Below are 21,901 nucleotides of genomic sequence, written 5' to 3'. Positions count from 1 at the left end.
TGGACCGTGGGGAGCGTGGTGTGGCTCGTCCGCGATTCGCGGCGAACGGTAAGGTTAGCGCGTGACGAAGCAGGAACGGTACTCGAAGGCCGTGAAGCTTGAGGCGATCAAGTCGGCTGGCCCGGGATACAACCCCCTCGAGCTGACGGAACTCGCTCGAAGCGTGGGCAGGAAGCTCCTCGAGTGTCCGCCGAAGTCTCTCGATGACCTTTTGCCGCCGTTCGGTGGCGCTGGCATCTATGCACTTTTCTATAGTGGACCGAATCCACTCTATGTGCCCATCTCAGGCATAAGGACCCCGATCTACGTCGGACGGGCGATCCCCAAAGGCGCGCGCACAGGTCAAGAAGCCGTTCGCGACGACGAGGCGAATCTTCCCCTTTGGGCGAGGATCAAGGACCACAGGAAGTCTGTCAGGTGCGCCGAGGAGAGTCTCAGCGCGGGTGACTTCACCTACCGCTACCTCGTCACCGAGCAGACGTTCATCCATCTCGCCGAGGGTATGATGATCAAGACGCTGAGGCCGGTCTGGAACAGTGTCGTCGACGGCTTCGGTATTCACGGCCCGGGATCAGGCCGCGGCGAGCAGAAGATGTCGAAGTGGGACACGGTGCATGTTGGAAGGCCCTTCGCGAAGGGTCGCGCGGCGAACGAGAGCAGTCCCGAGCAGATCGCGCACGCGATCAATGCACACTTCACCGAGCACCCCCCGATGGACGCGCTGGAACGGCTTTCACCGATGGCACCCGTCGAAATCGGGCAACTCACAGAGGATCAAGAGTCATAACTCTCGTCGGTGTCGAGCGGGGGAGTCCCGTCGTCGGCGCTGAAGATGTGAGCGCCCGCCGTCTCGATTACGTGCCCGTATTCGTCGCGCCGCCACCGAACCAGCGCGCTCTTATAGACGTCCGCGATCGCTTCTTTGTAAAGGATGGCGTACCCCGGCAGGGCTGTGAGCTGCCAGCCCGCTGGCAGGCTGCCGACGATCAGCCGGAATGCTTCCCGTGCTGTGGTGGGGCTCTCCAGTACCTCGATCCGCTCCAGCGCGGCTCCGCTCTTCGCCTTGAAGACCTCGTCGTAGCGCAGGTTGTATGGCAGGGAATCCTTGAGCGACTCGAGTAGATGCTTCGCGCCGTGCACGCCGCGGCGGACGCTGACAGCGGTCGAGAGGTTGATGGGGAAGTGGGCATCGAAGTGCGATGACTTCACTACGGTGCGGTCGCGATTGCGGCCGGGATCCTTGTTCCCGAAGCCGTTGTTGTTCCACGGGGCCTGCCCATGCCCCTGATGCTGCTTGATCAGGAGGGTTTCTGGCGCCACGGCGGAGAAGTCCTCGGCGACGTACAGGCACGTGAACGTCATCTCGCTAGTCGAGATGTTCTCGCGTCCGGAGATCTTGCGTCCGTGCTGCGCAAGGCGCTCCGGCAGGGACCTGTCGGCCTTGCCGATGTAAACGAGTTTGTCGCGCCGATACAGCTGGTAGACGCCGGGCTCGGGCTTGAGGCCACTCAGTGCGCTCGGCGCCAGCGGCGCGGGCGTGAGCTTCCTTATCTCCTCCCCCAGTTGGTCACCGAGGGCCTTGGTGATGCTGAGGCGGAAATCTGCGAAGTGGTGTGGCTCCTGTCTCGCGACACTCACGTCGGTACCTCACCCCTGGACGCTCCTGATGCCAACCGGTTCCTCACATTATCTGACCGCACGCTGCGAGTGCCAGCGGCGACGCTACCATGTAGAACGCGCGTTCGACCGCGGCCCGACCGGTTGCCGACGCGCCGTCGTGACCGGGCATTTCAGCGAAAAGCTTTCTTGATCGCCAACTCCGCGGTACACTTTCTCTATGATCGACCAGGCTGAACATTCCAGTGAGGCGGGCACTAGCGTCGAGCTCTTCGCCGGCGGCGGCGGGCTCGCCATGGCCGTTCACGAGGCCGGGTTCCGCCATCTCCTGCTTAACGAGTTCGCCCCGAAGGCCTGTGAGACGCTGCTCGCCAACCAGGCCACGCCGTGGTTGGGCGAGACCCACATCCCTCGGCAGCGTGGCGAGAAGTGGCCTCTTAAGGGCGGCCCTGTCCAAGATCTCGAGTTCGCGCATCTCCGCGACAAGGTGTCGCTCCTGGCGGGAGGGCCACCGTGTCAACCGTTCAGCCTCGGCGGCGACCACAAGGGCCACGAGGACGAGCGCAACATGTTCCCCGAGTTCTTCAGGGCGCTCAGGGAGATCCAGCCGAGGGCCTTCATCTGCGAGAACGTGCGTGGTCTGCTACGTCCATCCTTCCGGCCGTACTTCGACTACATCCTCAACGAGCTTCGCATGCCGTTCGTCGAGCGCGAGGGTTCGGTCTGGGAAGAGCACAACGAGAAGCTCAAGGGTCTGGTGGGGATTGAGCCGGCGGATCACGATGAGCGCGCACGGCGCTACGTCGTCTCCGCGATCCCGGTCAACGCGGCGGACTACGGTGTCCCACAGGTCCGTCACCGAGTGATCATCGTGGGGTTCCGCATGGACGTGTACGCCCACATCGGCGACGAGCTGTGGGAGGAGAAGTTCAAGCCGAGGAGGACCCACTCGGAAGCCGCGTTGTTCCAACAGTTGCGTGACGTCAAGAGCGAGTACTGGAAGCGGCACAAGCCCGTGCCCAAGCACGTGAAACAGCGCGTTGCCGCGTCTGTCCCGAGCGTGGACGAGAACGACGAAGGTCTCACGCTTCAACCGTGGCGCACTCTACGCGACGCGATCATGGGTGATCCGACTCGTGACGAGAAACCCCTCCCTCAGGACGGGCTGATTGATTACGAGCAGCATCCCAAGTGCGTCGTCCCTAACCATATCGGCTGGCCAGGCGCGCGGATCTATCCGGGCCATACCCCGAATCTGCTCGATCGGCCCGCCAAGACCGTCAAAGCCGGGGTCCACGGCGTCCCGGGCGGAGAGTCGGTCGTACTCCTGGACGACGGCACCCACCGCTACATGACCGTGCGCGAGACCGCTCGTGTCATGACGTTCCCGGACACGTGGGTCCCCGGGCGGAACGTCCGTCGCGGCGACCAGATGCGGCAGTTGGGCAACGCCGTGCCCGTCCTGCTCGGGAAGCGCTTCGCCACCGCCGTGGCGGACGCACTGCGTTACGCCGATAGCGTAGCGGCGGAGAACGACGGCGAGAAAGAAGCCGCGTGACCTCTCGCTGGAAGGGCACACGGCCAGACGAGCGTGCATGGAAGCGAGCCCCTGGAATGTCACCCGCTGGGGAGCAGGACGCATCGGCTGGCGGGCACGACAGACGCGTAGTGCCTCTGGAAGACGGCCGCATCGCACTCGGTTCCGTCGCGCTCAGGGTGTTCCCGCACTCGCGGCGCATCCGCGCATACCTGCGCTGGTCTGACAAAGGACGTACGCGGGAAGCCTACCTTGGCGAGGTAGACGGCGATACTCGCTCAGTCAATCTCCAGCGAGCATGGGCACTCGCCCGAGAGAAGGGGATCGCGCTCCCCGACACGCTCGCGGCCCAGTCCCCTGCAGCGACGGCGTGGGCGAGTTCGGTAGACGTCACCGCGAGCATGCGCGGCAATCGCAGTCGGGATACCAAGCCCGAACTGCGCCTCAGATCCTCTCTCCACGCCCTCGGACTCCGATACCGCGTCGCCATCAGGCCACTCGCTTCCATCCGACGCACAGCCGATGTCGTCTTCACGGGCGTCAAGGTCGCCGTCTTCGTGGATGGGTGTTACTGGCACGGATGCCCGGAGCATTACAGGCCCGCGAAACGGAACACCGAGTTCTGGTCAGACAAGATCGAGAAGAACCAGCAGCGGGACGCCGAGACTGACCGACTCCTGGAACAGGAAGGATGGATCGTCATCCGCGTTTGGGAACATGAAGACGCGTCAATCGCGGCCGAGCGAGTAAGAGGCGCAGTGCTAGTGGCGCGACGGCGGAATCAAGATCGCCACTCGCGGGGTTATTAATAGGAGTCTCTTCAGGCTCTTCAATCTGCCAAGTCGTCCTTTCCGCTCGGGAATCGGCGGTATAACGCGTAGGGGCGTCGCGGCGGATGCCAGCGGCGGCGGTCGGCATGGGCACTCTCGATGGCGGCAAGTGCCTGGAACGGATCATCGAAGGCGGTAATCGACGGGGTTGCTGGCGCCTCGCCGGGTTCTCAGCCCTAGGCGATTCTGGGCGGCACGTTGGAAACCATGGTCCGTTGGATGTGTTTGAGCTCGATCCCGCAATGACGTGCGACCTCGAGATGTCGCTGCTGGTCGGACTTCGACACGGCGTGCCCACTGCGGTACGTAATGATGATCAAGGGGGTCGTCTTCATGTCGATGGCCTGATTCAGCGCCGCCCACACAAGGTCGCGCATCGTGTTGTCTTTACCCCAGCACAGGTAGCGGGTGGTCGTGCCGTCGGTGGCGCGGCAGTGCGCTGGCTTCTCGCCGGCGGAATCCGGCACGACTCGCCATCCCTGGCCGAGGGCCAGCTTGACGATCTCTTCGGGCCCAGCGAATCGGCGCACAACGTACTGGCTGAAGTTGTTCAGTCCTTCTTGGGCCCGGACGAACTCCTTCATCGGAACGTCCTTGATCCACACTCTGGCTTCCTCGGCCGGTAGGTACTTCGTCAGGACGCCCCCGACGGCGGGGTCGTCGATCCACCGCTGATACTGGGTGGTCTTCTCCCGTGTCGACAGCATCTCCCAGTCGAGCTGGTCCGCCTGGCGGTACAGCTCGACGATCACTTCGGCGCGGACGTTGTCGGGTATGCGGGACACTCGATCACCAATCCTGGGGGACGAGGGCGGCGGGGAACTGAAGCTGGTGCTCGTCGAACGCGGTCTCCAGACTCGCCGCGTCCTTGATCCACTCTTCCATGAGGGTTGCGACGCGCTGGTTGGAGAAGTCGATGCGCGAGCCTCGCAGGTCGTCAAGGGTTTCTAGATCGCCGTCGAGGGCGCGTTTGAGGTTGAGCGCGGCGGCGATCCGTCGCAGATCGCTAACGAAGTCTAGGACGGTGACTCGTTCCTTGCCGTTGCTCAGGCGCAAGCCGCGGCCGAGTTGTTGGACGAAGATGCGACGGCTGTGGGTGACACGGGCGAAGCACAGGATATTGACGTCCGGGACATCGACGCCTTCGTTGAGGATGTCCACTGCGGTCAGGATCGGTACGGTGCCCGCGCGGAAGGCGATAAGCCGCTGCTGACGCTCGCGCAGGCTGAGCCCGTCGTGGATGGCTTGGGCGTCTGACCACCTCGGTACGCGGCGTAGCAGGTCGGCGAGGCGCTCGGCGTGTTCCTTGGTGCGGCAGAAGACGATCGCTCGGGGGTTGGTCGTAGCGCCCCAGATGTCGGCGAGTTCGTCGCGGATCGCCTCGTCGCGCTGCGGGAGGAAAAGCTTGGTGTTGAGCTCGGCCAGGCCGTAGGAGTGCACTGAGGCCGCGCGGACGGTGTCCCAGTCAAGGTTGTCGACGAACAGCCGGTAGTCGACCTGGGCGAGGTAGCCGTTGCGCATGCCGTCCTCGATGCCGAGGGTGAAGCTCGGCGGTCCCAGACGGTCGGTGATGTCGAAGGCGTCGCCCCGCCAAGGGGTCGCGGTGACTCCGAACTGGCGGGAGGTCCGCAGCAGTTCGAGGATCTCGTCGTAGTGTCCGTCGGCGCCCAGGTGATGCGCTTCGTCGATCATCACCAGGTCCGGGCGGTACCCGAACCGGACGGCGGACAGCGCCGAGGCGATGGTGGCGCAGGTCACACCCTTCAGATCGTCGGGGCGGGTGTCCCCGGTGAGGAGCCTAGTCGGCACGCTTTTCGGCAGGTGGCGCCATAGCGCGCGTTCAAGCTGCTGGACGAGGTCCTTCACATGGGCGAGTACGAGCACGTTGGTGCTGGGGTAGCGGTTCAGGTGGTCGGCGATGACGGCACCGCCGACCACTGTCTTGCCCAGTCCGGTTGCCAGGATCAGCAGCGCCCGTCCAGATTCGTCGATGCCGCGAATCAGAGCGTCGCGGGCCTGCGTCTGGTAGGGCCGCAGCGTGACGGCGCCGAAGCGCTCGGGGGCGCGGTCGTAGCCTTTGGAGAGGTCACCGCCGCCCCATAACGCGATCTTTGGTCCGATGCGGGCCAGTTCGTCGACCCGGCGTCGGGCGTCGGAGCTGAAGCGGGTGTTGGTGGCGACGATGGCGTGGTTCGCGCGGTAGAGATCGCGGGCGCGAGCCACTTCCTCGACGGCGTCGGCGCCGACCGCGCCCTGCCGCTTCCACTTGCATTGTACGACCCAGTCCCGGCCCTTGTAACGAGCGAGCAGGTCTCCGCCACCGTCGCCTGGTCCGTCGATGTTGGCGACATCGGTGAAGCCGGCGTGCCACAGGAGCCTCTCGACGCGTCGCGGGAACTGTAAAGGTCCGGCGTCCAGGAGCGAGGCTGGGTCGGTGAATCCGGTCACGTCGGCCTACTCGACGCTGATCAGTTCGCGGCCAAGCAGCCGGCAGCTGATGCGGGCCCTGTTCAGCTCGTCCAAGTCCAGGGTCTTGGGCCGGTGTTCCTCCAGAAGCGCGAGGTCGCCGATGAGGCCGACCAGCCGGGAAACAACCAGGGTTCGCGCGCCCTCATCGGTGAGCGTCGCATACCGACGGTCGAAGACGTTGCCGTCCAGGAAAGCGGAAGGGCTGTTTTCGATCATGCGGATCAGCGTGTTGGCCGGGGTGAACAGTAGGAAGTCGCCGTTGTTCTTGGCCTCGTCCCAGGACGCGGCACCGGACTCTGCGGCGAAGGTCCTCTCGGCTGCGGCGCGCTCTCCGTCCGTCAGTAGCTTCCAATAGTCGGAAGGGCTGGCGGCGACGGCGGCGGCCATGCCTTCGCGCACTCGGGCCAGCAGGGCCTCGGCTTCGTCGGCGATACCCGCCGGAGTGACGCGGGTGCTGTTGGATCGGGCCTTCAGGTCGGAGAGCACACCGGACAGCGGCAGGTTCACCGTACCCTTGCGCACGCGCAGGAACTCGGCGACCTCGACGAGGACCTGGTCGCGCATGTCGACGCCGAACTCGCTGAACAGCTTGTGGTTGGCGTCGATGAACGCCTCGGCTCGAGGAGCGCGAGACATCTGAACGAACAAGGGCGTTGGTTGATCGTGTCTGTCAAGCAGTTCTTGGCCGCGTACCGCCCACGCCGTCAACTCCAGGTGGCCGAGATCCGGTGCCTCATAACGGCCGGTGAGATCCCTGACGACTTCGGCGTGATCCCGATAGCGCTGCAGTCGCTGGTCCAGCGTCTCGGGTTGGGGGGTCGCACCGGAGGACGGAGTGCTCCCGGTGCCCGGCGTCTGCGAGTCGTCGGTGTCGTCGTCGATTCCCATCCCGGGGAGGATCTCGTCGTCGGCGGCCTCGTCCGGTTCGGGTTGTACGGGATTATCGTGCTGCCAGGCGGCTTGGTACCAGATCTCGTCGCTCTGGTATTCGGCGTCACCGGAGTGGAATCGCTTGGCCCACTCCAGCGGGTGCGTGCGCAGGGCGGTGCGGCCGTCCCCTGGAATGAGGTAGTTGAGACCCGGGTCGTTGCGGCGGAAGCCGGCATATAGCAAGGCCAGCTTGCTGTTGTTGTCCGGGTAGCCGAGTGCCTTGCCGATCTTCGGACGGAGGGGGCCGTCGCCCCGGATGGTCCGGATTACGGTGCGCCAGTCGTGGCTGTCGTATTCGAAGGCGTTCTTCTGGTAGTTGGGCGCCACGTGGTCGCAGTGGATCTCACCGACAATGCGGCCTTCGGGGTTCTTGGTGTCGATCGGGTACTCCGGTGCCGGCTCGGCAATGCCGTCGGGGTCATCCCAGAGGAAGATCCGCTTGTCCTTCTGCAGGATCTTGCGGCCGTTGCGGAGGAAGTCGATGCCGTAGTCGGAGATGTGCGCGTAGCGCTGGATTCCAAGCCAGCCATGGATCCGCCGCTCGCGCGGCTCCAGCCGCGTGCTCTCGCAGTCTTCACAGACCTTGGCGTCAGGGTCGTTCCAGTGACCACATTCCAGGCAGGCCGCCTTTGACGGGAGCGGGTGATTGATCTTCTGGATGGCGCTGATTTCGACACCGTTGCGGGTAACGAAGCGCTTCTCGTCCCACACGCAGTGACGACGAGGCTGGACTTTGCGTCCGTTAACCGTGATGAGGAAGTCGCGCTCCAGGAGCAGGTAGCTGTAGACGTCGCCGAGCTTTTCGCGAATCTTGTTCTGGGATGCCGGCCGCGCGATCGCGTCGAAGTGCTCTCTCTTCAAATCACTGATGAGTACCGTGGTGCCGTGCTCGGCGATGTCCGCTTTAGGCTCGCGTCGCGCCGGCACCATGTGCTGGCCGACGCGGGCCAGCGCTGGCAGGTCCAGGTCGACGACGATCCAGTCAGGATCACCGGCTTGCGTAGTCATGATCCGCGTCTTGCGACCAAGTCGCGCGGTAGCGATGTTGAAGCCCATCCCGAACAGACCCAGCGCTCCATGCCGGTCGTTCCCAGTCCAGCCCGCGCGAATCGCCATGCTCAACGTCTGGAGGTCCATGCCGCGTCCGTTGTCGGTGACACGCACCTCAGCGTTGCGCAGGTTAGCGGCAGCCGTCGGCAAGGTAATGGTGACAGTGGGCCTCACGCCGGTATCGATGGCGCCAGCTGCGAGGAAGTCGTCGAAGGCGTTGTCGATGAGCTCGGCCAGGCACTGCCACGGCGGAAACTCGATATCGCCGAGCACGCTCAGGGTCCGCAGGTGCGGCGAGATGTTGATCATATCGCTTTCGGTCACCGGGCTTCCCTCCACACCTCGTCGTTGGCAGTGGCGCGCTCACGTGCGGAAACCCGGCTATCGCTCGAAGGAGCGAATCCCGCAGGACGGTTGCCGAATGTAGTATCCAAGGTCGACACGGTGATAACCGTACCGGTCCACGCCCATCTCCGGGGAGTGTGTCTGAACTGGCGGGGATCCCCCGGAAGTAGGAGATTCCCATGACGATCACATCCCTTGAAATCAATGGCTCAACTGTGGTAGGGGGCGCAGTCGTGGCCGACGCGAGAGAGACGACCGCAGCTTCGGCCGGAGCGGGCGGCGTGACCGCCGCGTCGCCGGTGGATCTGGCGGAGCTGCTGGGTCCCGACGCGATCGCGGCACTGGCGTCGGCGGCGCGGGTCCAGGCAGCCGTGGAGTGAACCCTCGTGACCCCACACCTGGGCACCGCGTCAGGTCGGGGTCGAGTGCGCCGAGTGACGGTCTCCATCGACGCCACCTCCGGTGCTGAGCTCTTCCGGCCGAAGAAGGCCCATCGCTCTGGCGCCGGGCGAGCGGTGGGCGAGTGGAAGGGCGCGGGCGGTGCGGTGCCATCAGGTATCAGTAGGATGGGGTGGCGGCGGGCAAGCGGATCGGAGCGCGGCAAGGCGGATGTCACAGCCCGAGCCGATATATTCGGGAGCTGATCCATCCCGTCTACGGATCAAAAGGTTAGGGGTTCGAGTCCCTTCGGGCGCACGCAGCAAAGGGCCGGTAAGTCATCAAGACTTACCGGCCCTTTTGCCTGATCTGACACCCACGATCGAGACCGACGGCAACGACTCGCCAGAGCCGCACACCCACACACCCGCACTGCCCGGCGCACTCGATGCGGACAATCTGAAGATTGGACTCTGCGGGCGAGCGCGTCGGTTAGCCGGCGAACTCGACCAGGGCGCTGGACACGAGGCGCGAGAGGTCTGTCTTGCTTTGCGGACACCAATCCGCCGGTCTGTCGCCGGGTCGGGCTCAGGTGCTGTACATGCCGGTCCACGGTGCGTGGAATGCCAGGTCTTGCGGTGACAGGTCGACCCAGTCGGAGTCCGGGCCGCGATCGCTGAGGCTCCATCGCGGCCGTGGGCCTCGAACCCGAACAGCCGGATGCCGATGTCGCCGAACTCGGGATCCGTCAACCCGGCGATCAGCTGCTCCAGACGGTCTGCCGCGCCGTCGATATCGGTCAGGCCGGTCTCGAAATGCGTGCGGAGATGGCTGCCGTCGCCATCGAACAGATGCAGTACCACCATGACGGCGCCGGGGTCGAATCGGTCGCCCACGATGTCGCCGAAGAACTGTCCGTCGGCGTGGCGCCCGATGTGGGAGGTCCGGAAACCGGGCTCGTACCAGATCGGGATGACGTCAGGGTGTGACATGTCCGGACCATAGCAGTCACAGGTCAGCGCCTCGGGCCTCGCCGAGGTGACAGGGGTCTGACGGTCGCCTGGCCGGGCGGATCGGCCTTTTCCCTCGGGGACCGGGGACCGCGCTCCATGCCGATGACGAGTAGTACGGCCGCGACGGCGCAGAACGCGGAGCACGCGCGGAAGACGCCGGTGAATCCGGCCGAGCCGGTCAGTACGCCGACGGTGGTGCCGCCGAGCATGATCCCCGCCTTGAACGACGAGGTGTAGAGCGCGGAGACGGCTCCGCGGTTGTCGCCGATGCCGTCCTGCAGCATCGTGACCGGCAGGCTGAACGCCACGGCCGTCCAAAACGCGTTGGGCACTTGCAGCGCGATCAGGGCCGGTCTCGTGGTGGCGAACGGCAGCAGGGCGAAGAAGCCGCAGGCGCAGCATGCCGCGGCCAGCATCAGGCGTTCGGCCCCGAAGCGCCGCGCCAGGGAGCCGACGCCCACCAGCACGGGCACCTCAAGGGCCGCCCCGACGGCGAGGAGCCAGCCGGCGAACGTCGCGGTGTCGTGCATCCGCTGGGTGATGTAGAGCGCGATGTCGATCTGGAACACGGTGTTCACCGCGAGCAGCAGTACGTTCACGATCAGCAGGAACGCCATCCGCCGGGGCAGCGCGGCGAACGGGTTCTTCCTGACCCGCGCGGCCGGCCGGGCACGCAGCCGGGGCAGCCGGAAGGCGTAGATCGCCGCGCAGGTCAGGTAGAGCACGCCGGCGGTGAGGAACATGCCGGTGAATCCGTGCGCGGCGATGAGCCAGAATCCGAGCGGGGGCCCGATGATCCACGTCATCGACGTCAGTGAACGCAGGGTGGAGTTGAGCCTGACGGCGTCCACGTCGCGGGACTCGGCCACTTCCCGGGTGTAGGCGAGCGTCTGGGCGAAGCTCGCGCCGCCGAGGCCGAAGAAGACCACCCCTACCGCGAACAGCGCTGCGTAGTCGCGCAGAGCCAGGTAGCAGAACGCGCCGACGGCGGAGAGCACCGAGCACGCGGTGAGCAGGGTGCGGCGATCCCGGAGCCGGTCGGAAACCGTGCCGACGGCGAGGTCGGTGAACAGTTCGAGCACGGACCTCCCGGCGAAGAAGAGCCCGATCATCAGGGGCGAGGCGCGCACCGCGTTGGCGAGGAACAGGCTCGCCGAGGTCGAGATCATCGCGGCGGCCAGGCTGATCAGCACCGAGGCGCCGGCCAGCGCGGCCAAGCTGCCGTCCCGGACGAGATCGAGGATGGAGAAACGGGTGCCGGCGGCCGCCGGGTCGCGCTCCGCCCGGGTCTCGGGTCTGGCCGCGGGTCTGGCCGCGAGTCGGGTCGCGGGCGAGACCGGTTCGCTGCGCAGGCCTACCGAGTCCGTCGCCATGGTCACTCCTTCCGGATGGGCACTACCGATCATCGGATCATGCACGTCCGGCCCTGCCCAGAGCGGCCGGCCTGCGTAAAGCCGCGCGCGTTTTCCCGAACGGGCGCAATTGCGCGGCGCGGCATTGCGCACGGCCGGGGCTCTGGATCGGGGTTGTCGCGGTTGCGCATGCTGGTTTTCGTCAGCACACCCCGATCGACCGAGGGAGATTCAGCTCATGTATTCAGTGGAGGTACCACTCGGCTCCGTACGGCGGGCCGCCGGGTCGGGCCCGATCGCACACGCCTCACCGCAGACCACCGTGGCCTTCAGCCCCGACGGATCCCATTACGCCAGCGGCGGTTACGACGGCCGGGTCGTGGTCTGGGACACGGCCGACGGCACGCCGCGGTGGACGGGCCGGCACCAGCGGCTGGTGAACTCGGTGCGCTTCTCGCCCTCCGGACGGCTGCTGGCCAGTTGCGGGGCGGACAAGGTCTGCCGGGTCTGGCGGGTGCGGGACGGAGCCCTGGTCGACCTGCTCTCCCGGCAGCCGGACGATCTCAATGCGCTGGCCTGGCTGAGCGATGAGCGGCTGGCCGCGGTCTCGCAGGACGGCACCGGCCGGATCTGGGAGGTGGGCTCGGGGCGGCTGGAGGACGTCGTGCTGATGCACACGGACCACTGCATGTCCGTGGACGCGAGCGCGGCCGGTCTGCTGGCCAGCTGCGGCGAGGACGCGACGATCCGGCTGTGGGCCGAGGACGGCACCCCGATCAGGGTGCTGCGTGAGGCCGGGCATGCCGAGATGTGCCGCTGGTCCCCGGACGGCGCCCTGCTCGCGGCCAGTTGCGACGACGGCTACGTCCACATCCTGGAGCCGAACGGGGAGCTCGCGGCCAAGATCGGGCCCTACACCGCCGCCGTCAAGTCGGTGGCGTGGTCGCAGGACTCGGCGTGTCTCGCCGTCGGCGCCTACGACTGCACCGTGCGGCTGTGGGAGCGCGACGGTGCCCGTCAGCTGGTGCGGTGGCAGGGCGCGCATCTCTGGCCGCGGTCGCTGGACTGGTCGGTGGACGGCAGGACTCTGATCGTCGGCACCATCAGCGGCGCGCCGCAGCTGCTCGAGGTGCCCGAATTGCCCCTCGACGCCACGGCGGCGGACGCCGAGCCGATCCGGATCGAGGTCGCCGCGTCGTCCTGGACCAACGGCGTCAACCACCTGTCCGCCGAGGCCGGAGCGCTGGCCGCGGGCCGGGACGACGGCGCGGTGGCGCTGTGGCGGGCGGACGGCTCGGCGCTGCACCTGCCGGTCGGCAACGGCAGCCTGGTCAACGCGGTGGCCCTGTGCCCGGGAGCGCCGGACCTGCTCGCCTACGGCACGTTCAGCGGCCTGGTCGGCGTGGTCGACCTCGCCGCCGGCAACGGGCCGCTGTATGAGATCCGGGGCGAGTTCCCGATCAACCGGGTTGTCTGGAGCCCCGGCGGAGACCGGCTCTCCGTGGCGGACTACGAAGGCGATCTGCGCACCTTCGCCTGGGACGGCCGCGCGTTGAGCGAGATCTCCGTCTACTCGGGGCATTCGGGCGCCATCAAGGACTTCTCCTGGGTGGACGAGGATCGGATCGTCACCATCTCCACCGACCACACCGCGCATCTGATCGAGGCGGACGCCCGCCTGGTGCGCAGCTTCACCGGGCACGGGGAGCTGGTGAACTCCGGCTCCGTCACCCGGATCGGCGGCCGGTCCGTGCTGGCCACCGCCTCGCGCGACCGCACCATCCGGCTCTTCGACCTGGACACCGGCGAGCTTCTCCAGGTTCTGATCGGGCACGACGAGTCGGTGAAGGCGGTCGCCTGGCAGCCGGGCGGCGAGCCCAGGCTGCTGAGCGGCAGCTACGACTTCACCGGTCGGGTGTGGGAGCTCGATCCCGCCGATTGGAGCGTCGGCTCGGTGGAAGTCCTGGTCGGCCACGGCAACGCGATCAGCTCGGTCGCCTGGCTGGGGCAGGACCCGGTCACGGCCGGCTGGGACGGTCGGGTGCTGCGCTGGCACCGTGCGCCGGGCGACGGCGGGTACGCGGCGCACGCGTTCGAGGAGCCGGCCCGATGACGGCGCTCGGCCAACTCGTCGCGACGACCGGGTTGGACGAGGCCGAGGGCGGCTTCGCCCGGATTCGGCTGAGCCCGGGCGAAACCGAGAGCCTGCGCGGCAGTTGCGCCGCGTTGGTGCGGGAGAACTCGGCGCTCGACAGCCCCGAGTTCCTCGCGGCGGCCCGGGAGATCTGGGAGTACCTGCCGGTGCGGCTGCGTCAGGGCGTGCGCCGGTTCCGGCGGGAGCCCGGCGAGACCGGGGCGCTGCTCATCGAGGGTGTGCCGATCCAGGAGCCGCTGGCGCCCACCCCCCGCACTCCGGACGCGGTGCAGCGGGTGGCCTCCGCCGCGAGCGCGGGCCTGGCTCTGGTCGCGCTGGGCCTCGGCGAGCCGATCGCCTTCGCCCCGGAGAAGTCCGGAGCGCTGGTGCAGGACGTCGTGCCGGTGGCGCGGCTGGCCGGGTCGCAGAGCAACGCCGGCTCGGTGGCGTTGAAGTTCCACACCGAGAACGCCTTCCATCCGCACCGCCCCGACTACGTGATGCTGCTGTGCCTGCGCGCGGACCGGGACGCGAGCGCGGCGCTGCGGGTGGCGAGCGTGCGGCAGGCGCTCCCGCTGCTCGCGCCGGCCGACCGGGAGGCGCTGACCCGGCCCTGGTACGTCACCGAGCCGCCGCCCTCGTTCGGCGGCGTGCGCACCGGGACCGAGCCGTCCCCGGTGCTGACCGGGGCGCCCGAGGACCCGGACATCCGGCTGGACTTCCACGCGACCCGCCCGATCGGAGCGCGGGCCGAGGCGGCCTTGTCCCGGCTGGCCGCCGCGCTCGACGAGGTCTGCCTCGACCTGCGGCTGCGTCCCGGACAGCTGGCCGTGCTGGACAACCGGATCGCCGTCCACGGCCGCAGCGGGTTCCGGCCCGGCTACGACGGCGGCGACCGCTGGCTGCACCGGATGTTCGTACACGCCGACCTGCGCCGTTCCCGGCAGGACCGGCTCGGAGACGGCCACGTGCTGGCCGACCGCGCCGACCGCCCCGCGCCCGACCCCCGACACCTGTAAAGGAAGACGATGATCATCGACGCCGTCGCCACCCGCGACAACCGCAGCCTCGCCACCGCCGCGCGGATCCGCAGCAGCGTGGTGCTGCCCCAGCACGCCGTGGACCGCGCCGAACCGGCGCGCATCCTCACCTTCGACGGGCTCGCCGACGACGGTGAGCACATCGCCATGGTCTGGGGGCCGCTCGACCCGTGCCCCACCGTGCGCATCCACTCCGAGTGCCTGACCGGGGACGTGCTCGACTCGGCCCGCTGCGACTGCGGCAGGCAGTTGGCCGAGACCGTCCGCGCCTTCCAGCAGAGCGGTGGCATCCTGCTGTATCTGCGTCAGGAGGGCCGCGGCATCGGGCTCTACAACAAGATCGACGCCTACGCCCTGCAGGACAAGGGCGCTGACACGGTCGACGCCAACCTCGAGCTCGGGTTCCCGCCGGACGCCCGGCAGTACGAGGTCGCCGCGCAGATGCTCCTCGCGCTCGGCCACCGGGCGGTGAATCTGGTCACCAACAACCCGGAGAAGATCGCCGGCCTGGAGGACAACGGCGTCCGGGTCGCGCGCCGGCTGAACACCGGGCTGTTCCTGTCCAGGGACAACCTGGGCTACCTGGAGACCAAACGAAACCGGATGGGGCATCTGCTCGACTTCGGCGACCGGCGGGGCGCGGCCTCATGAGCGCCCCCGTGCAGGCCGCCGAGGCCACCCTCGGCCGCCAGGATCAGGCCCCTGAAGAACTGCGCTACGGCGGATTCCTCGAGTCCACCGAGGCGGCCGCCCGGGTCGCGGCCGACGCGGTCGTGCTGTCGGCCGATCCGGACGCGGCTGCGGCCAATCCGTTCTACTGGCACCAGGGCCGGCCCTGGTACCTCGAGGTGGTCCGGATCCTCGCCGAGGCCGGGCCGGAACCGCTGCGGCATCACGTCGAACAGCTGCAGCGGGCCCCCGGCGACGCGATGCTGCACCACGAGGTGCGCCTCGGTACCGCCGCGTTCCTGCGCGACGGTCCCGGGCCGGCCCGCCGGCTGCTCACGGAGGCGCTCGGCCGGGTGCGCGCCCGTTCCCGGGTCGGCTATCACCCCGGTGCCGGGGTCACGGCGCCGGGCCCCGGGCAGAACGAGCCCGAGGTGTGGCCGCAGCCGCCGGCGCCGCGCGTGGGAGCCGCGCCCGACGCCCGCGTCACGGTGGTCATCCCGTTCCGCGACCGGGACGGGTCCCACCGGCTGCGGAATCTGCAGGCCTGCCTGTCCGCGCTCGGAGACCAGTCGCTGGCCCGGGAGGACTACCGCGTCGTGGTCGTGGAGAGCGACGCCTCGCCGCGCTGGCGCGAGCTGATCGGCCCTCAGGTGGACGAGTACCACTTCGCCTACAACGCCGGTCCGTTCAACAAGTCCTGGGCCGTGAACGTCGGTGTGGTCCAGTCCCGCCACCCGAGTCCGGCGGTGTGCGTGCTGGACGCGGACGCGCTGGTGGACCGGGGCTTTCTGGCGCGCAACCTGGCCAGGTTCGCCCGGCCGGCCCTGGGCGCCTTCATGCCCTTCCAGGACGTGCTCTACCTGGACGCCCCCTCCACCGTCCGGGCGGTGCGCCAGCGCTGCCTGGCCGGCGACGGGGCCCCGGACCAGCCGCGGCTGCGCGGTTTCGTGGTCCACCGCTCCCCGGGCATCTGCGTCTTCACCCGGCGGGACGTGTTCGACGCGGTGGACGGCTTGGACGAGCGGTACGAGAGCTGGGGCGGGGAAGACCTCGACTTCATTCTGCGGCTGCAGACCAGGACCGCGTTCCACGGGTTCAGCGATCCGATGCTGCATCTGCACCACCCGGTCCGCGGCGACGCGTTGGACGCGACCGGCAACACCGCCAACAAGCGTCTGCAGCCGCTGACCTGGCGACCCGTCGAACCCCTGGGCATGGTGGAGAAGTACGCGCGCTCGGCCCGAATAAACTTGCCCGGAGCCCGTATCGCCGAGGATCGGGCCCGACCGGCGGAGGTCCACGATGGCATCGACGACTCCTGAACGACAGAGCGATCTGCGGGTCCGCCTCGAGGTCTTCCCGGAGGACCTGGACGCGTTCGTGGACTTCTACACCCGTGTCCTCGGCTTCCGGCTCGAGCGGGATCAGCGCGCCGGCGAGTGGCCCTACGCCGCAGTCGAACGCGGCGGCGTGCGCATCGGCGCGGCCCGGCCGTGGCAGGCCGTGGACGCCTCGGCCCGCGCGGTGCCGACCGGCGTCGAGGTGGTGCTCGAGGTCGACGACGTCCAGGCCGAGCGGGACGCGGTGGTCGCGGCCGGCTGGCCGCTGGCCGAGGATCTGCGGGAGCGCCCCTGGGGACTGACCGACTTCCGCGTCCTCGACCCGGGCGGCTACTACCTGCGCATCACCGCACGGGAAGAGCGCTGACCGCCTCCGCGCCCTCGAGCCCGACCGCGGCGATCTGCTGACCGAAACGCCCCATCAGATATCCGAGTTGGAAGCGGCTGCGTGCGCCGAACTCGTCCCTGAGTTCGGCGACGTGCGCCTGCACGCTGCGATGCGAGATCCCGAGCCGCTTGGCGATGATCTTGTCCGGCGCCCCGTCCGCGAGCAGGCTGACGATCACCGTCCGGGCCGCGGCCGCGGCCGGGACCGGGGCCGCGTCCGCCGCGGTCGGCGGGAACACCGGTTCGGAACCGGCCCAGAGGATGGAGGCGAAGCGGCCGAGGAACTTCACCACGGCCGGTTCGCGCACCTGCAGCGCGCCGTCGCGCCCGGACTCGTCCAGGATCAGCACCAGCTCGCGGTCGATCAGGACCAGCGGGTCGAACACCGCGTCGATGGTGCGCACCTCGGCGCCGAGCGCGAGCATCTGCTCGGCGCAGTGCCCGATCCAGCCGTCGGTGCACGCGGCCGGGTGCAACAGGACCCGGCAGGGCACGCCGCGGGCGAGGGTGTTGAGCGCGAGGCGCAGCACCTCCTCGGCCAGGGGCCGGCGCAGGTCGCCCGGCGAGGCGAGGATCAACACCTCGCTCCGCGAAACCCGCACCTGCGCGTCGATCTGCGTCTGCTCGGTGAGCAGCCGCACCACGCCGGTGGCCCGCGATCCGTCGGCGCGCTCGTCGACCTTCGCCACCCCCAGCGCCTTGAGCAGCTCCTCCTGACCCTCGACCAGCTGGCCGATCAAGGACTCGATCTCCACTCCTTGCACTCAAGCCACCTCCTCCTCGCGTCCCCGAGCGCGGCGGGGGGCGGCTTCCGCGTCGCCACGGCCTCCTCGCCTGACTCTCAATGCTCGAAGGTATCCGCTGTAACGCGGCCTTGATAAGGCTCCGGCTCAGGGTCTGTCAGATCGTGCCGGACTCGACCCCCGGCAGGCCCATCCCGGTTCGAATCCCTCCGGGCGCAGCGACGAAGTCCCCGGCTCAGGAGTTTCCGAGCCGGGGACTTCTGGTTTTCGGGTGACTCTTCGACCGGCCCGACGTGCGTCCTCGGGTTCATCCGGCCTGGCTCATTGTCCGGACCTCTTGGCTGTGGGCTGTTGCGTGTGCGCGTCATCGTGCGCGGCCTGCGGTGGCGGGGCGTCGGCGCCGCCGCCGAGGAGTTCGTCGAGCAGGGTGCGCACGTAGGAGGCACAGCCCCAGCACACGCTCACGCCGGAGCCGCCGTGGCCGTAGTTGTGGATGACGCGGTGGGCGCCGGCCTTGGCGGCCTCGAGTCGGATCTGCGTCCGGCCCGGGCGGAAGCCGACCCGGTGCCCCAGCACCCTGACGCCCTCGAGCGCGGGCTGCACCTCGCTGCAGCGCTCCAGGATGCCGCGGGCGATGTGCGGGTCGACGCGGGGGTCGCTGTTGTCCGGCTCGACGCTGCCGCCGAGGATGGCCCGGTCGCCCTGCGGCAGGATGTAGGTGGGCTCGGCGGTGTGTTCGTCGTAGTCCGCGAAGAAGTCCACGATGCCCGGGTTCTGCACGATCACCAGCTGGCCGCGCACCGGCTGCACGTCCGGGTCGGGGACGAGTTCGCGGGCGCCCGAGCCGGTGCAGTTGACGATCACGCCCGCGCGCAGCGCCGGGTCGGCCAGGGAGGCGACGGCGCCGCGCTCGATCCGGACGCCGAGTTCGTCGAGCCGGTCGGCCAGCCGCTGGAGGTAGCGCGGCATGTCGATCACCGGGACCGTGTAGCGCCACCCGGTGGCGAAGCCGGGCGGAAGCGACTCCGGAGGACTGAGCCGGCAGTCCTCGATCGTGGCGGTCCAGTACGGGATGGGCATCGGCACCCGCGCCGCCTCGAGGCCGCGCACGAGCGTGACCCCCGACCCGAGCCGCCCGGCCTCGGTCCGGAGCACGGCCAGCGTCTCCAGGCTCCACTGCGCGGTGCGCCGGTGGCGGGAGAGGAACGGCCCCCAGAACGCGCCCGCGGCCGCCGAGGCGGTCTGCGTGATCGGGTCACGGGAGAGCACGCGGGTGTGGTATCCGGCCTCGGCCGAGCGCACGGCCGTGGTCAGGCCGATCACTCCCGCCCCGAGTACGAGCACGTCCGGTATGTCAGAGGTCATATTCGCACGGTAGCCGGGCCGGACGGGTTAGGCCATACCGGCGCACAAGCACCGAGCCATCCCAGGTGCTGAGGTAGCCTGATATGCACACTGATTTAGGACAGATCTGCTGGGAAGATTGGCCGCTCGTGATCGCCCGCGCTACCCCCGGGTCCGGCGCGTCGCGGCCTTCCGGACGGTCGCCCCGGCACCCTCGGTATCCGGGCCGTGGCGCAGTTGCTGAGCCTGGCTAAATAGTCTAAGACTTGAGTCCATGAGCGATGCCTTCCTTTCCCAGACCATCACCATCACCTCGGACGGCGAAGAGATCGAGGCCTACGCCGCCCTGGTGCAGGACACGGCGCCGCGCGGCGGCGTGGTCGTGATCCACCACCTGCCCGGGTACGACGAGGAGACCAAGGAGATCGTCCGGCACTTCGCCGCGCTGGGGTACAACGCGATCATGCCGAACCTCTACTGGCGCGACGCGCCGGGCGCCTCGCCGGACGACGCCGCGGCCGCGGGCCGGGCCAAGGGCGGCGTGCCGGACGAGCGACTGGTCGCGGACGTGGCCGGGGGCGCCGAGTTCCTGCGCGCGCTGCCGAACTCCAACGGCAAGGTCGGCGTGATCGGCTACTGCTCGGGCGGGCGCCAGTCCGTGCTCGCGGCCTGCTCGCTGGAGCTGGACGCGGCCGTGGACAACTACGGCGCCTTCGTCGTGGGCACCCCGCCGGAGGGCTTCCCGCTCAAGGTCAAGCCGCTCTACGACCTGCTCGGCGACCTGTCCTGCCCGCTGCTCGGCCTGTTCGGCGTGGACGACCAGTACCCCTCGCAGGAGCACGTGGCCGAGCTCGAGGGCCTGCTGACCGAGCACGGCAAGGAGTTCGAGTTCCACAACTACGAGGGCGCCGGCCACGCGTTCTTCGCGGTCAACCGGCCCGCGTTCCGGCCGGAGGCGGCCAAGGACGGCTGGGAGAAGATCGCGGCCTTCTACGGCAAGCACCTGGGGGCCTAGTCCCGTGTGCACCTACATCGTCGAGAAGGTCTCGACCGAAGGCAGCGGCAAGGGCCCCGACGGCTGGTTCGCGGTGACCGACACCACGGTCTCCTACGACCACCCCGTGCACGCCTCGGCCGAGCACACGCTGAACATCGACTTCCTCAACCCCGGCAAGGGCGCCTCCGCCCGCGTCGCGGTGGAGCTCACCGCGCAGAGCGCACGCGAACTGATCGCCGCGATCCAGCGCACGCTCGAGCAGGTGCCGCCCGGCCTGTAGCCGGCGGCCACCCGCGCCCGAGCCCGCGACAGCGGCGACCGCTCAGGCAGCGCACCGTCGCCGGCGTGACCCGGACGGCCTCAGCCGTCCATCTCGCCGGCGATGGTGACGTTGCTGGGCGGGCCCGAGGGGGCCTGGCCCGGCCGGGCGGCCTGGGAGATCTGCCCGGAGAGCTGGATCTTCTTCGGCTTCGGCGGTCCCGAGGCGCCCCAGAGCAGGTGCGAGATCTGCAGATAGGTGTTGTCCGGGCTGCTGACGTAAGGGATCTTGCCGAGGTTGACGGCCGCGCCCGGGACCTGGAGATCGAAGGTGCCGTAGCCGAGCGTGCGTCCCAGCCCGGTGCGCTGGTAGATCATGTCGGTCAGCTTCGGCAGCGGCAGCGACTTGATCTGCTGGTTGACGATGCCCTCGGCCACCATGAGCCGTTTGTTCGTCAGGATCAGGTAGCGGTTCCAGTACCGGGCGAACTGCAGCAGTCCCCAGATGCCGAACGCGCCGAGGCAGTACCACATCAAGGTGGGCACACCCTTGGTCTTGCCTATGTAGCCGGCCAGGGCCACCACGCCCGCCGTCACCACCACGGCCAGCAGCTGCCCGACCGAAGAACCCTTATAGAAGCCTGTCAGGGTCTTGTAATCCCAGATGGTGGTCAGCGCCCAGGCGGCCCACAGGATCCACAGCCCGATGACCACCTCGCGCGCGTTGCCGCCGCCGCTGGAGTGCACCGCGACGGCGGCGTAGCTGGTGATGGCCACGCCCGCGGCCGCCACCGAGATCGGCTCGAGTAGGACCGCCCAGTGGAACCGCCGGTGGAAGACCACTTCCTCGGTGGGGTCCAGATACTTGCGTATGGAACCAGGGGCCTGGGTGGCCGGAACCCGGGAGAAGTCGGTCGACGCCATCGAACCCCTCAGGCGTTCGAATGGAAGGAGAACACTGAGAACAGGCTGTGGATCGTGTCGGAGATGAAGGTGAAGGCGTTGCCGACCAGCCGGGTCGAGTCCGTCGGGTCGTGCACTACATAGAAGAGCAGGAAGATCACGATGCCCCACTGGATGGCGGGCTTTGCCTTCGGCATGGGCCTCTCCTCGTCCCCTCCGACTCCATGATGGTCCGGTACCAGCGTAGCCTGATTATCCCTCAAGTACCGGCGGCTCGACGAGATGCATGCCGCCTCGCGCCGAGTGTCTCCACTACGAGCCCCTACCCGAGGCGCGGGTACTCAGAAACGCGCGCAGCGTCACAATCGGTCGCAGTCTCGGCGCTAGGCGGGGCGCGAGGGCGGTCGCCGGGTCGGCCGGATACATCGAATGCTGCGACGTCTTGACAGTGGTCGGCGCCGTGGTCCGCGGCCGGGACCGGCCCGGCCGCACCTCAGCGGATCAGCATGCTGTGATCAGGGCCCGTCGGCGGGTCCCCCGAGCCCGCGCCGACTCCCCCCGGATC

At 68.4% G+C, this 21,901-nt stretch carries 21 protein-coding genes; 12 read left to right on the top strand and 9 right to left on the bottom strand.

The window, feature by feature from the left end:
- Window positions 1-61 precede the first annotated feature (61 nt).
- A complete protein-coding gene (locus KDL01_RS09425; protein WP_212528004.1) occupies window positions 62-787 on the top strand; it encodes an Eco29kI family restriction endonuclease in 726 nt (241 codons plus the stop codon).
- On the opposite strand, the gene KDL01_RS09420 is transcribed toward KDL01_RS09425, so the two are convergent.
- Complete coding sequence (locus KDL01_RS09420) at window positions 775-1,638, bottom strand: Eco29kI family restriction endonuclease (protein WP_212528003.1); 864 nt, start codon at window positions 1,636-1,638, stop codon at window positions 775-777. The two genes, KDL01_RS09425 and KDL01_RS09420, sit on opposite strands and share 13 nt — an antisense overlap.
- Before the next feature lie 199 nt (window positions 1,639-1,837).
- Here KDL01_RS09420 and KDL01_RS09415 point away from each other — a divergent pair, with 199 nt between their 5' ends.
- On the top strand, window positions 1,838-3,175 hold the full coding sequence (locus KDL01_RS09415; protein ID WP_212528002.1) for a DNA cytosine methyltransferase: 1,338 nt from the start codon (window positions 1,838-1,840) through the stop codon (window positions 3,173-3,175).
- A 56-nt stretch (window positions 3,176-3,231) separates the two neighbouring features.
- Window positions 3,232-3,963: a very short patch repair endonuclease gene (locus tag KDL01_RS45180; protein ID WP_307846201.1), complete on the top strand. Its 732-nt coding sequence runs from the start codon at window positions 3,232-3,234 to the stop codon at window positions 3,961-3,963.
- 197 nt (window positions 3,964-4,160) lie between these two features.
- On the opposite strand, the gene KDL01_RS09405 is transcribed toward KDL01_RS45180, so the two are convergent.
- The 3 genes from KDL01_RS09405 to KDL01_RS09395 are packed head-to-tail and all read right to left on the bottom strand — an operon-like array spanning window position 4,161 to window position 8,757.
- Window positions 4,161-4,769, bottom strand: a complete 609-nt coding sequence (locus KDL01_RS09405) for a hypothetical protein (protein WP_212528001.1) — start codon at window positions 4,767-4,769, stop codon at window positions 4,161-4,163.
- 4 nt (window positions 4,770-4,773) lie between these two features.
- On the bottom strand, window positions 4,774-6,432 hold the full coding sequence (locus KDL01_RS09400) for a DEAD/DEAH box helicase family protein (protein WP_212528000.1): 1,659 nt from the start codon (window positions 6,430-6,432) through the stop codon (window positions 4,774-4,776).
- Between the two features lie 6 nt (window positions 6,433-6,438).
- Complete coding sequence (locus KDL01_RS09395) at window positions 6,439-8,757, bottom strand: ATP-binding protein (RefSeq protein WP_212527999.1); 2,319 nt, start codon at window positions 8,755-8,757, stop codon at window positions 6,439-6,441.
- A gap of 200 nt (window positions 8,758-8,957) precedes the next feature.
- Between KDL01_RS09395 and KDL01_RS09390 the strand changes: the two genes are divergently transcribed.
- Both KDL01_RS09390 and KDL01_RS09385 read left to right on the top strand, forming a co-directional pair.
- Window positions 8,958-9,158 (top strand): hypothetical protein, encoded by a 201-nt coding sequence (locus tag KDL01_RS09390; protein WP_212527998.1) that lies wholly within the window; start codon window positions 8,958-8,960, stop codon window positions 9,156-9,158.
- A gap of 693 nt (window positions 9,159-9,851) precedes the next feature.
- Complete coding sequence (locus tag KDL01_RS09385) at window positions 9,852-10,145, top strand: hypothetical protein (RefSeq protein ID WP_212527997.1); 294 nt, start codon at window positions 9,852-9,854, stop codon at window positions 10,143-10,145.
- A 26-nt stretch (window positions 10,146-10,171) separates the two neighbouring features.
- Here KDL01_RS09385 and KDL01_RS09380 read toward each other — a convergent pair whose 3' ends face one another.
- Window positions 10,172-11,542: a sugar efflux transporter gene (locus KDL01_RS09380; protein WP_212527996.1), complete on the bottom strand. Its 1,371-nt coding sequence runs from the start codon at window positions 11,540-11,542 to the stop codon at window positions 10,172-10,174.
- Window positions 11,543-11,759: 217 nt separating this feature from the next.
- Here KDL01_RS09380 and KDL01_RS09375 point away from each other — a divergent pair, with 217 nt between their 5' ends.
- From KDL01_RS09375 to KDL01_RS09355, 5 genes are read left to right on the top strand one after another with little or no spacing between them, the layout of a single operon-like run.
- A complete protein-coding gene (locus KDL01_RS09375) occupies window positions 11,760-13,634 on the top strand; it encodes a WD40 repeat domain-containing protein (protein ID WP_212527995.1) in 1,875 nt (624 codons plus the stop codon).
- Complete coding sequence (locus KDL01_RS09370; RefSeq protein ID WP_212527994.1) at window positions 13,631-14,674, top strand: TauD/TfdA family dioxygenase; 1,044 nt, start codon at window positions 13,631-13,633, stop codon at window positions 14,672-14,674. The genes KDL01_RS09375 and KDL01_RS09370 overlap by 4 nt, the downstream gene beginning before the upstream one ends.
- A 9-nt stretch (window positions 14,675-14,683) precedes the next feature.
- Window positions 14,684-15,346 (top strand): GTP cyclohydrolase II, encoded by a 663-nt coding sequence (locus tag KDL01_RS09365; RefSeq protein ID WP_212527993.1) that lies wholly within the window; start codon window positions 14,684-14,686, stop codon window positions 15,344-15,346.
- A complete protein-coding gene (locus KDL01_RS09360) occupies window positions 15,343-16,686 on the top strand; it encodes a glycosyltransferase family 2 protein (protein ID WP_212527992.1) in 1,344 nt (447 codons plus the stop codon). Before KDL01_RS09365 ends, KDL01_RS09360 begins: the two co-directional genes overlap by 4 nt.
- Complete coding sequence (locus KDL01_RS09355; protein WP_212527991.1) at window positions 16,667-17,071, top strand: VOC family protein; 405 nt, start codon at window positions 16,667-16,669, stop codon at window positions 17,069-17,071. Before KDL01_RS09360 ends, KDL01_RS09355 begins: the two co-directional genes overlap by 20 nt.
- On the opposite strand, the gene KDL01_RS45175 is transcribed toward KDL01_RS09355, so the two are convergent.
- Window positions 17,049-17,855, bottom strand: a complete 807-nt coding sequence (locus tag KDL01_RS45175) for a helix-turn-helix transcriptional regulator (protein WP_212527990.1) — start codon at window positions 17,853-17,855, stop codon at window positions 17,049-17,051. The two genes, KDL01_RS09355 and KDL01_RS45175, sit on opposite strands and share 23 nt — an antisense overlap.
- Before the next feature lie 300 nt (window positions 17,856-18,155).
- On the bottom strand, window positions 18,156-19,199 hold the full coding sequence (locus tag KDL01_RS09345) for an NAD(P)/FAD-dependent oxidoreductase (protein ID WP_212527989.1): 1,044 nt from the start codon (window positions 19,197-19,199) through the stop codon (window positions 18,156-18,158).
- Between the two features lie 253 nt (window positions 19,200-19,452).
- Here KDL01_RS09345 and KDL01_RS09340 point away from each other — a divergent pair, with 253 nt between their 5' ends.
- Window positions 19,453-20,193, top strand: coding sequence for a dienelactone hydrolase family protein (locus KDL01_RS09340; RefSeq protein WP_212527988.1), 741 nt, complete (start codon window positions 19,453-19,455; stop codon window positions 20,191-20,193).
- A 4-nt stretch (window positions 20,194-20,197) separates the two neighbouring features.
- On the top strand, window positions 20,198-20,455 hold the full coding sequence (locus KDL01_RS09335; RefSeq protein ID WP_212527987.1) for a DUF6295 family protein: 258 nt from the start codon (window positions 20,198-20,200) through the stop codon (window positions 20,453-20,455).
- A gap of 80 nt (window positions 20,456-20,535) precedes the next feature.
- Here KDL01_RS09335 and KDL01_RS09330 read toward each other — a convergent pair whose 3' ends face one another.
- Together KDL01_RS09330 and KDL01_RS09325 are read right to left on the bottom strand one after the other, a co-directional pair.
- Window positions 20,536-21,357 carry a PH domain-containing protein gene (locus tag KDL01_RS09330; RefSeq protein WP_212527986.1) on the bottom strand — a complete coding sequence of 274 codons (822 nt, stop codon included), beginning with the start codon at window positions 21,355-21,357 and terminating at the stop codon, window positions 20,536-20,538.
- 8 nt (window positions 21,358-21,365) lie between these two features.
- Window positions 21,366-21,533 (bottom strand): hypothetical protein, encoded by a 168-nt coding sequence (locus tag KDL01_RS09325; RefSeq protein WP_212527985.1) that lies wholly within the window; start codon window positions 21,531-21,533, stop codon window positions 21,366-21,368.
- Between the last annotated feature and the right edge of the window lie 368 nt (window positions 21,534-21,901).

The organism is Actinospica durhamensis (assembly GCF_018139695.1).
In the GTDB taxonomy this organism is placed as follows: Bacteria; Actinomycetota; Actinomycetes; order Streptomycetales; family Catenulisporaceae; genus Actinospica; species Actinospica durhamensis.
Note: the sequence above shows the minus strand (reverse complement) of the source record. Positions and strands in the feature narration are given on the sequence as shown.

What these genes read in the sequence shown, in the direction of transcription:
- KDL01_RS09380 (WP_212527996.1), bottom strand. Translation starts at nt 11,542, where the DNA reads ATGGCGACGGACTCGGTAGGCCTGCGCAGCGAACCGGTCTCGCCCGCG.
- KDL01_RS09330 (WP_212527986.1), bottom strand. Translation starts at nt 21,357, where the DNA reads ATGGCGTCGACCGACTTCTCCCGGGTTCCGGCCACCCAGGCCCCTGGT.
- KDL01_RS09325 (WP_212527985.1), bottom strand. Translation starts at nt 21,533, where the DNA reads ATGCCGAAGGCAAAGCCCGCCATCCAGTGGGGCATCGTGATCTTCCTG.
- KDL01_RS09375 (WP_212527995.1), top strand. Translation starts at nt 11,760, where the DNA reads ATGTATTCAGTGGAGGTACCACTCGGCTCCGTACGGCGGGCCGCCGGG.
- KDL01_RS09390 (WP_212527998.1), top strand. Translation starts at nt 8,958, where the DNA reads ATGACGATCACATCCCTTGAAATCAATGGCTCAACTGTGGTAGGGGGC.
- KDL01_RS45180 (WP_307846201.1), top strand. Translation starts at nt 3,232, where the DNA reads ATGTCACCCGCTGGGGAGCAGGACGCATCGGCTGGCGGGCACGACAGA.
- KDL01_RS09360 (WP_212527992.1), top strand. Translation starts at nt 15,343, where the DNA reads ATGAGCGCCCCCGTGCAGGCCGCCGAGGCCACCCTCGGCCGCCAGGAT.
- KDL01_RS09355 (WP_212527991.1), top strand. Translation starts at nt 16,667, where the DNA reads ATGGCATCGACGACTCCTGAACGACAGAGCGATCTGCGGGTCCGCCTC.
- KDL01_RS09340 (WP_212527988.1), top strand. Translation starts at nt 19,453, where the DNA reads ATGAGCGATGCCTTCCTTTCCCAGACCATCACCATCACCTCGGACGGC.
- KDL01_RS09345 (WP_212527989.1), bottom strand. Translation starts at nt 19,199, where the DNA reads ATGACCTCTGACATACCGGACGTGCTCGTACTCGGGGCGGGAGTGATC.
- KDL01_RS09365 (WP_212527993.1), top strand. Translation starts at nt 14,684, where the DNA reads ATGATCATCGACGCCGTCGCCACCCGCGACAACCGCAGCCTCGCCACC.
- KDL01_RS09415 (WP_212528002.1), top strand. Translation starts at nt 1,838, where the DNA reads ATGATCGACCAGGCTGAACATTCCAGTGAGGCGGGCACTAGCGTCGAG.
- KDL01_RS09370 (WP_212527994.1), top strand. Translation starts at nt 13,631, where the DNA reads ATGACGGCGCTCGGCCAACTCGTCGCGACGACCGGGTTGGACGAGGCC.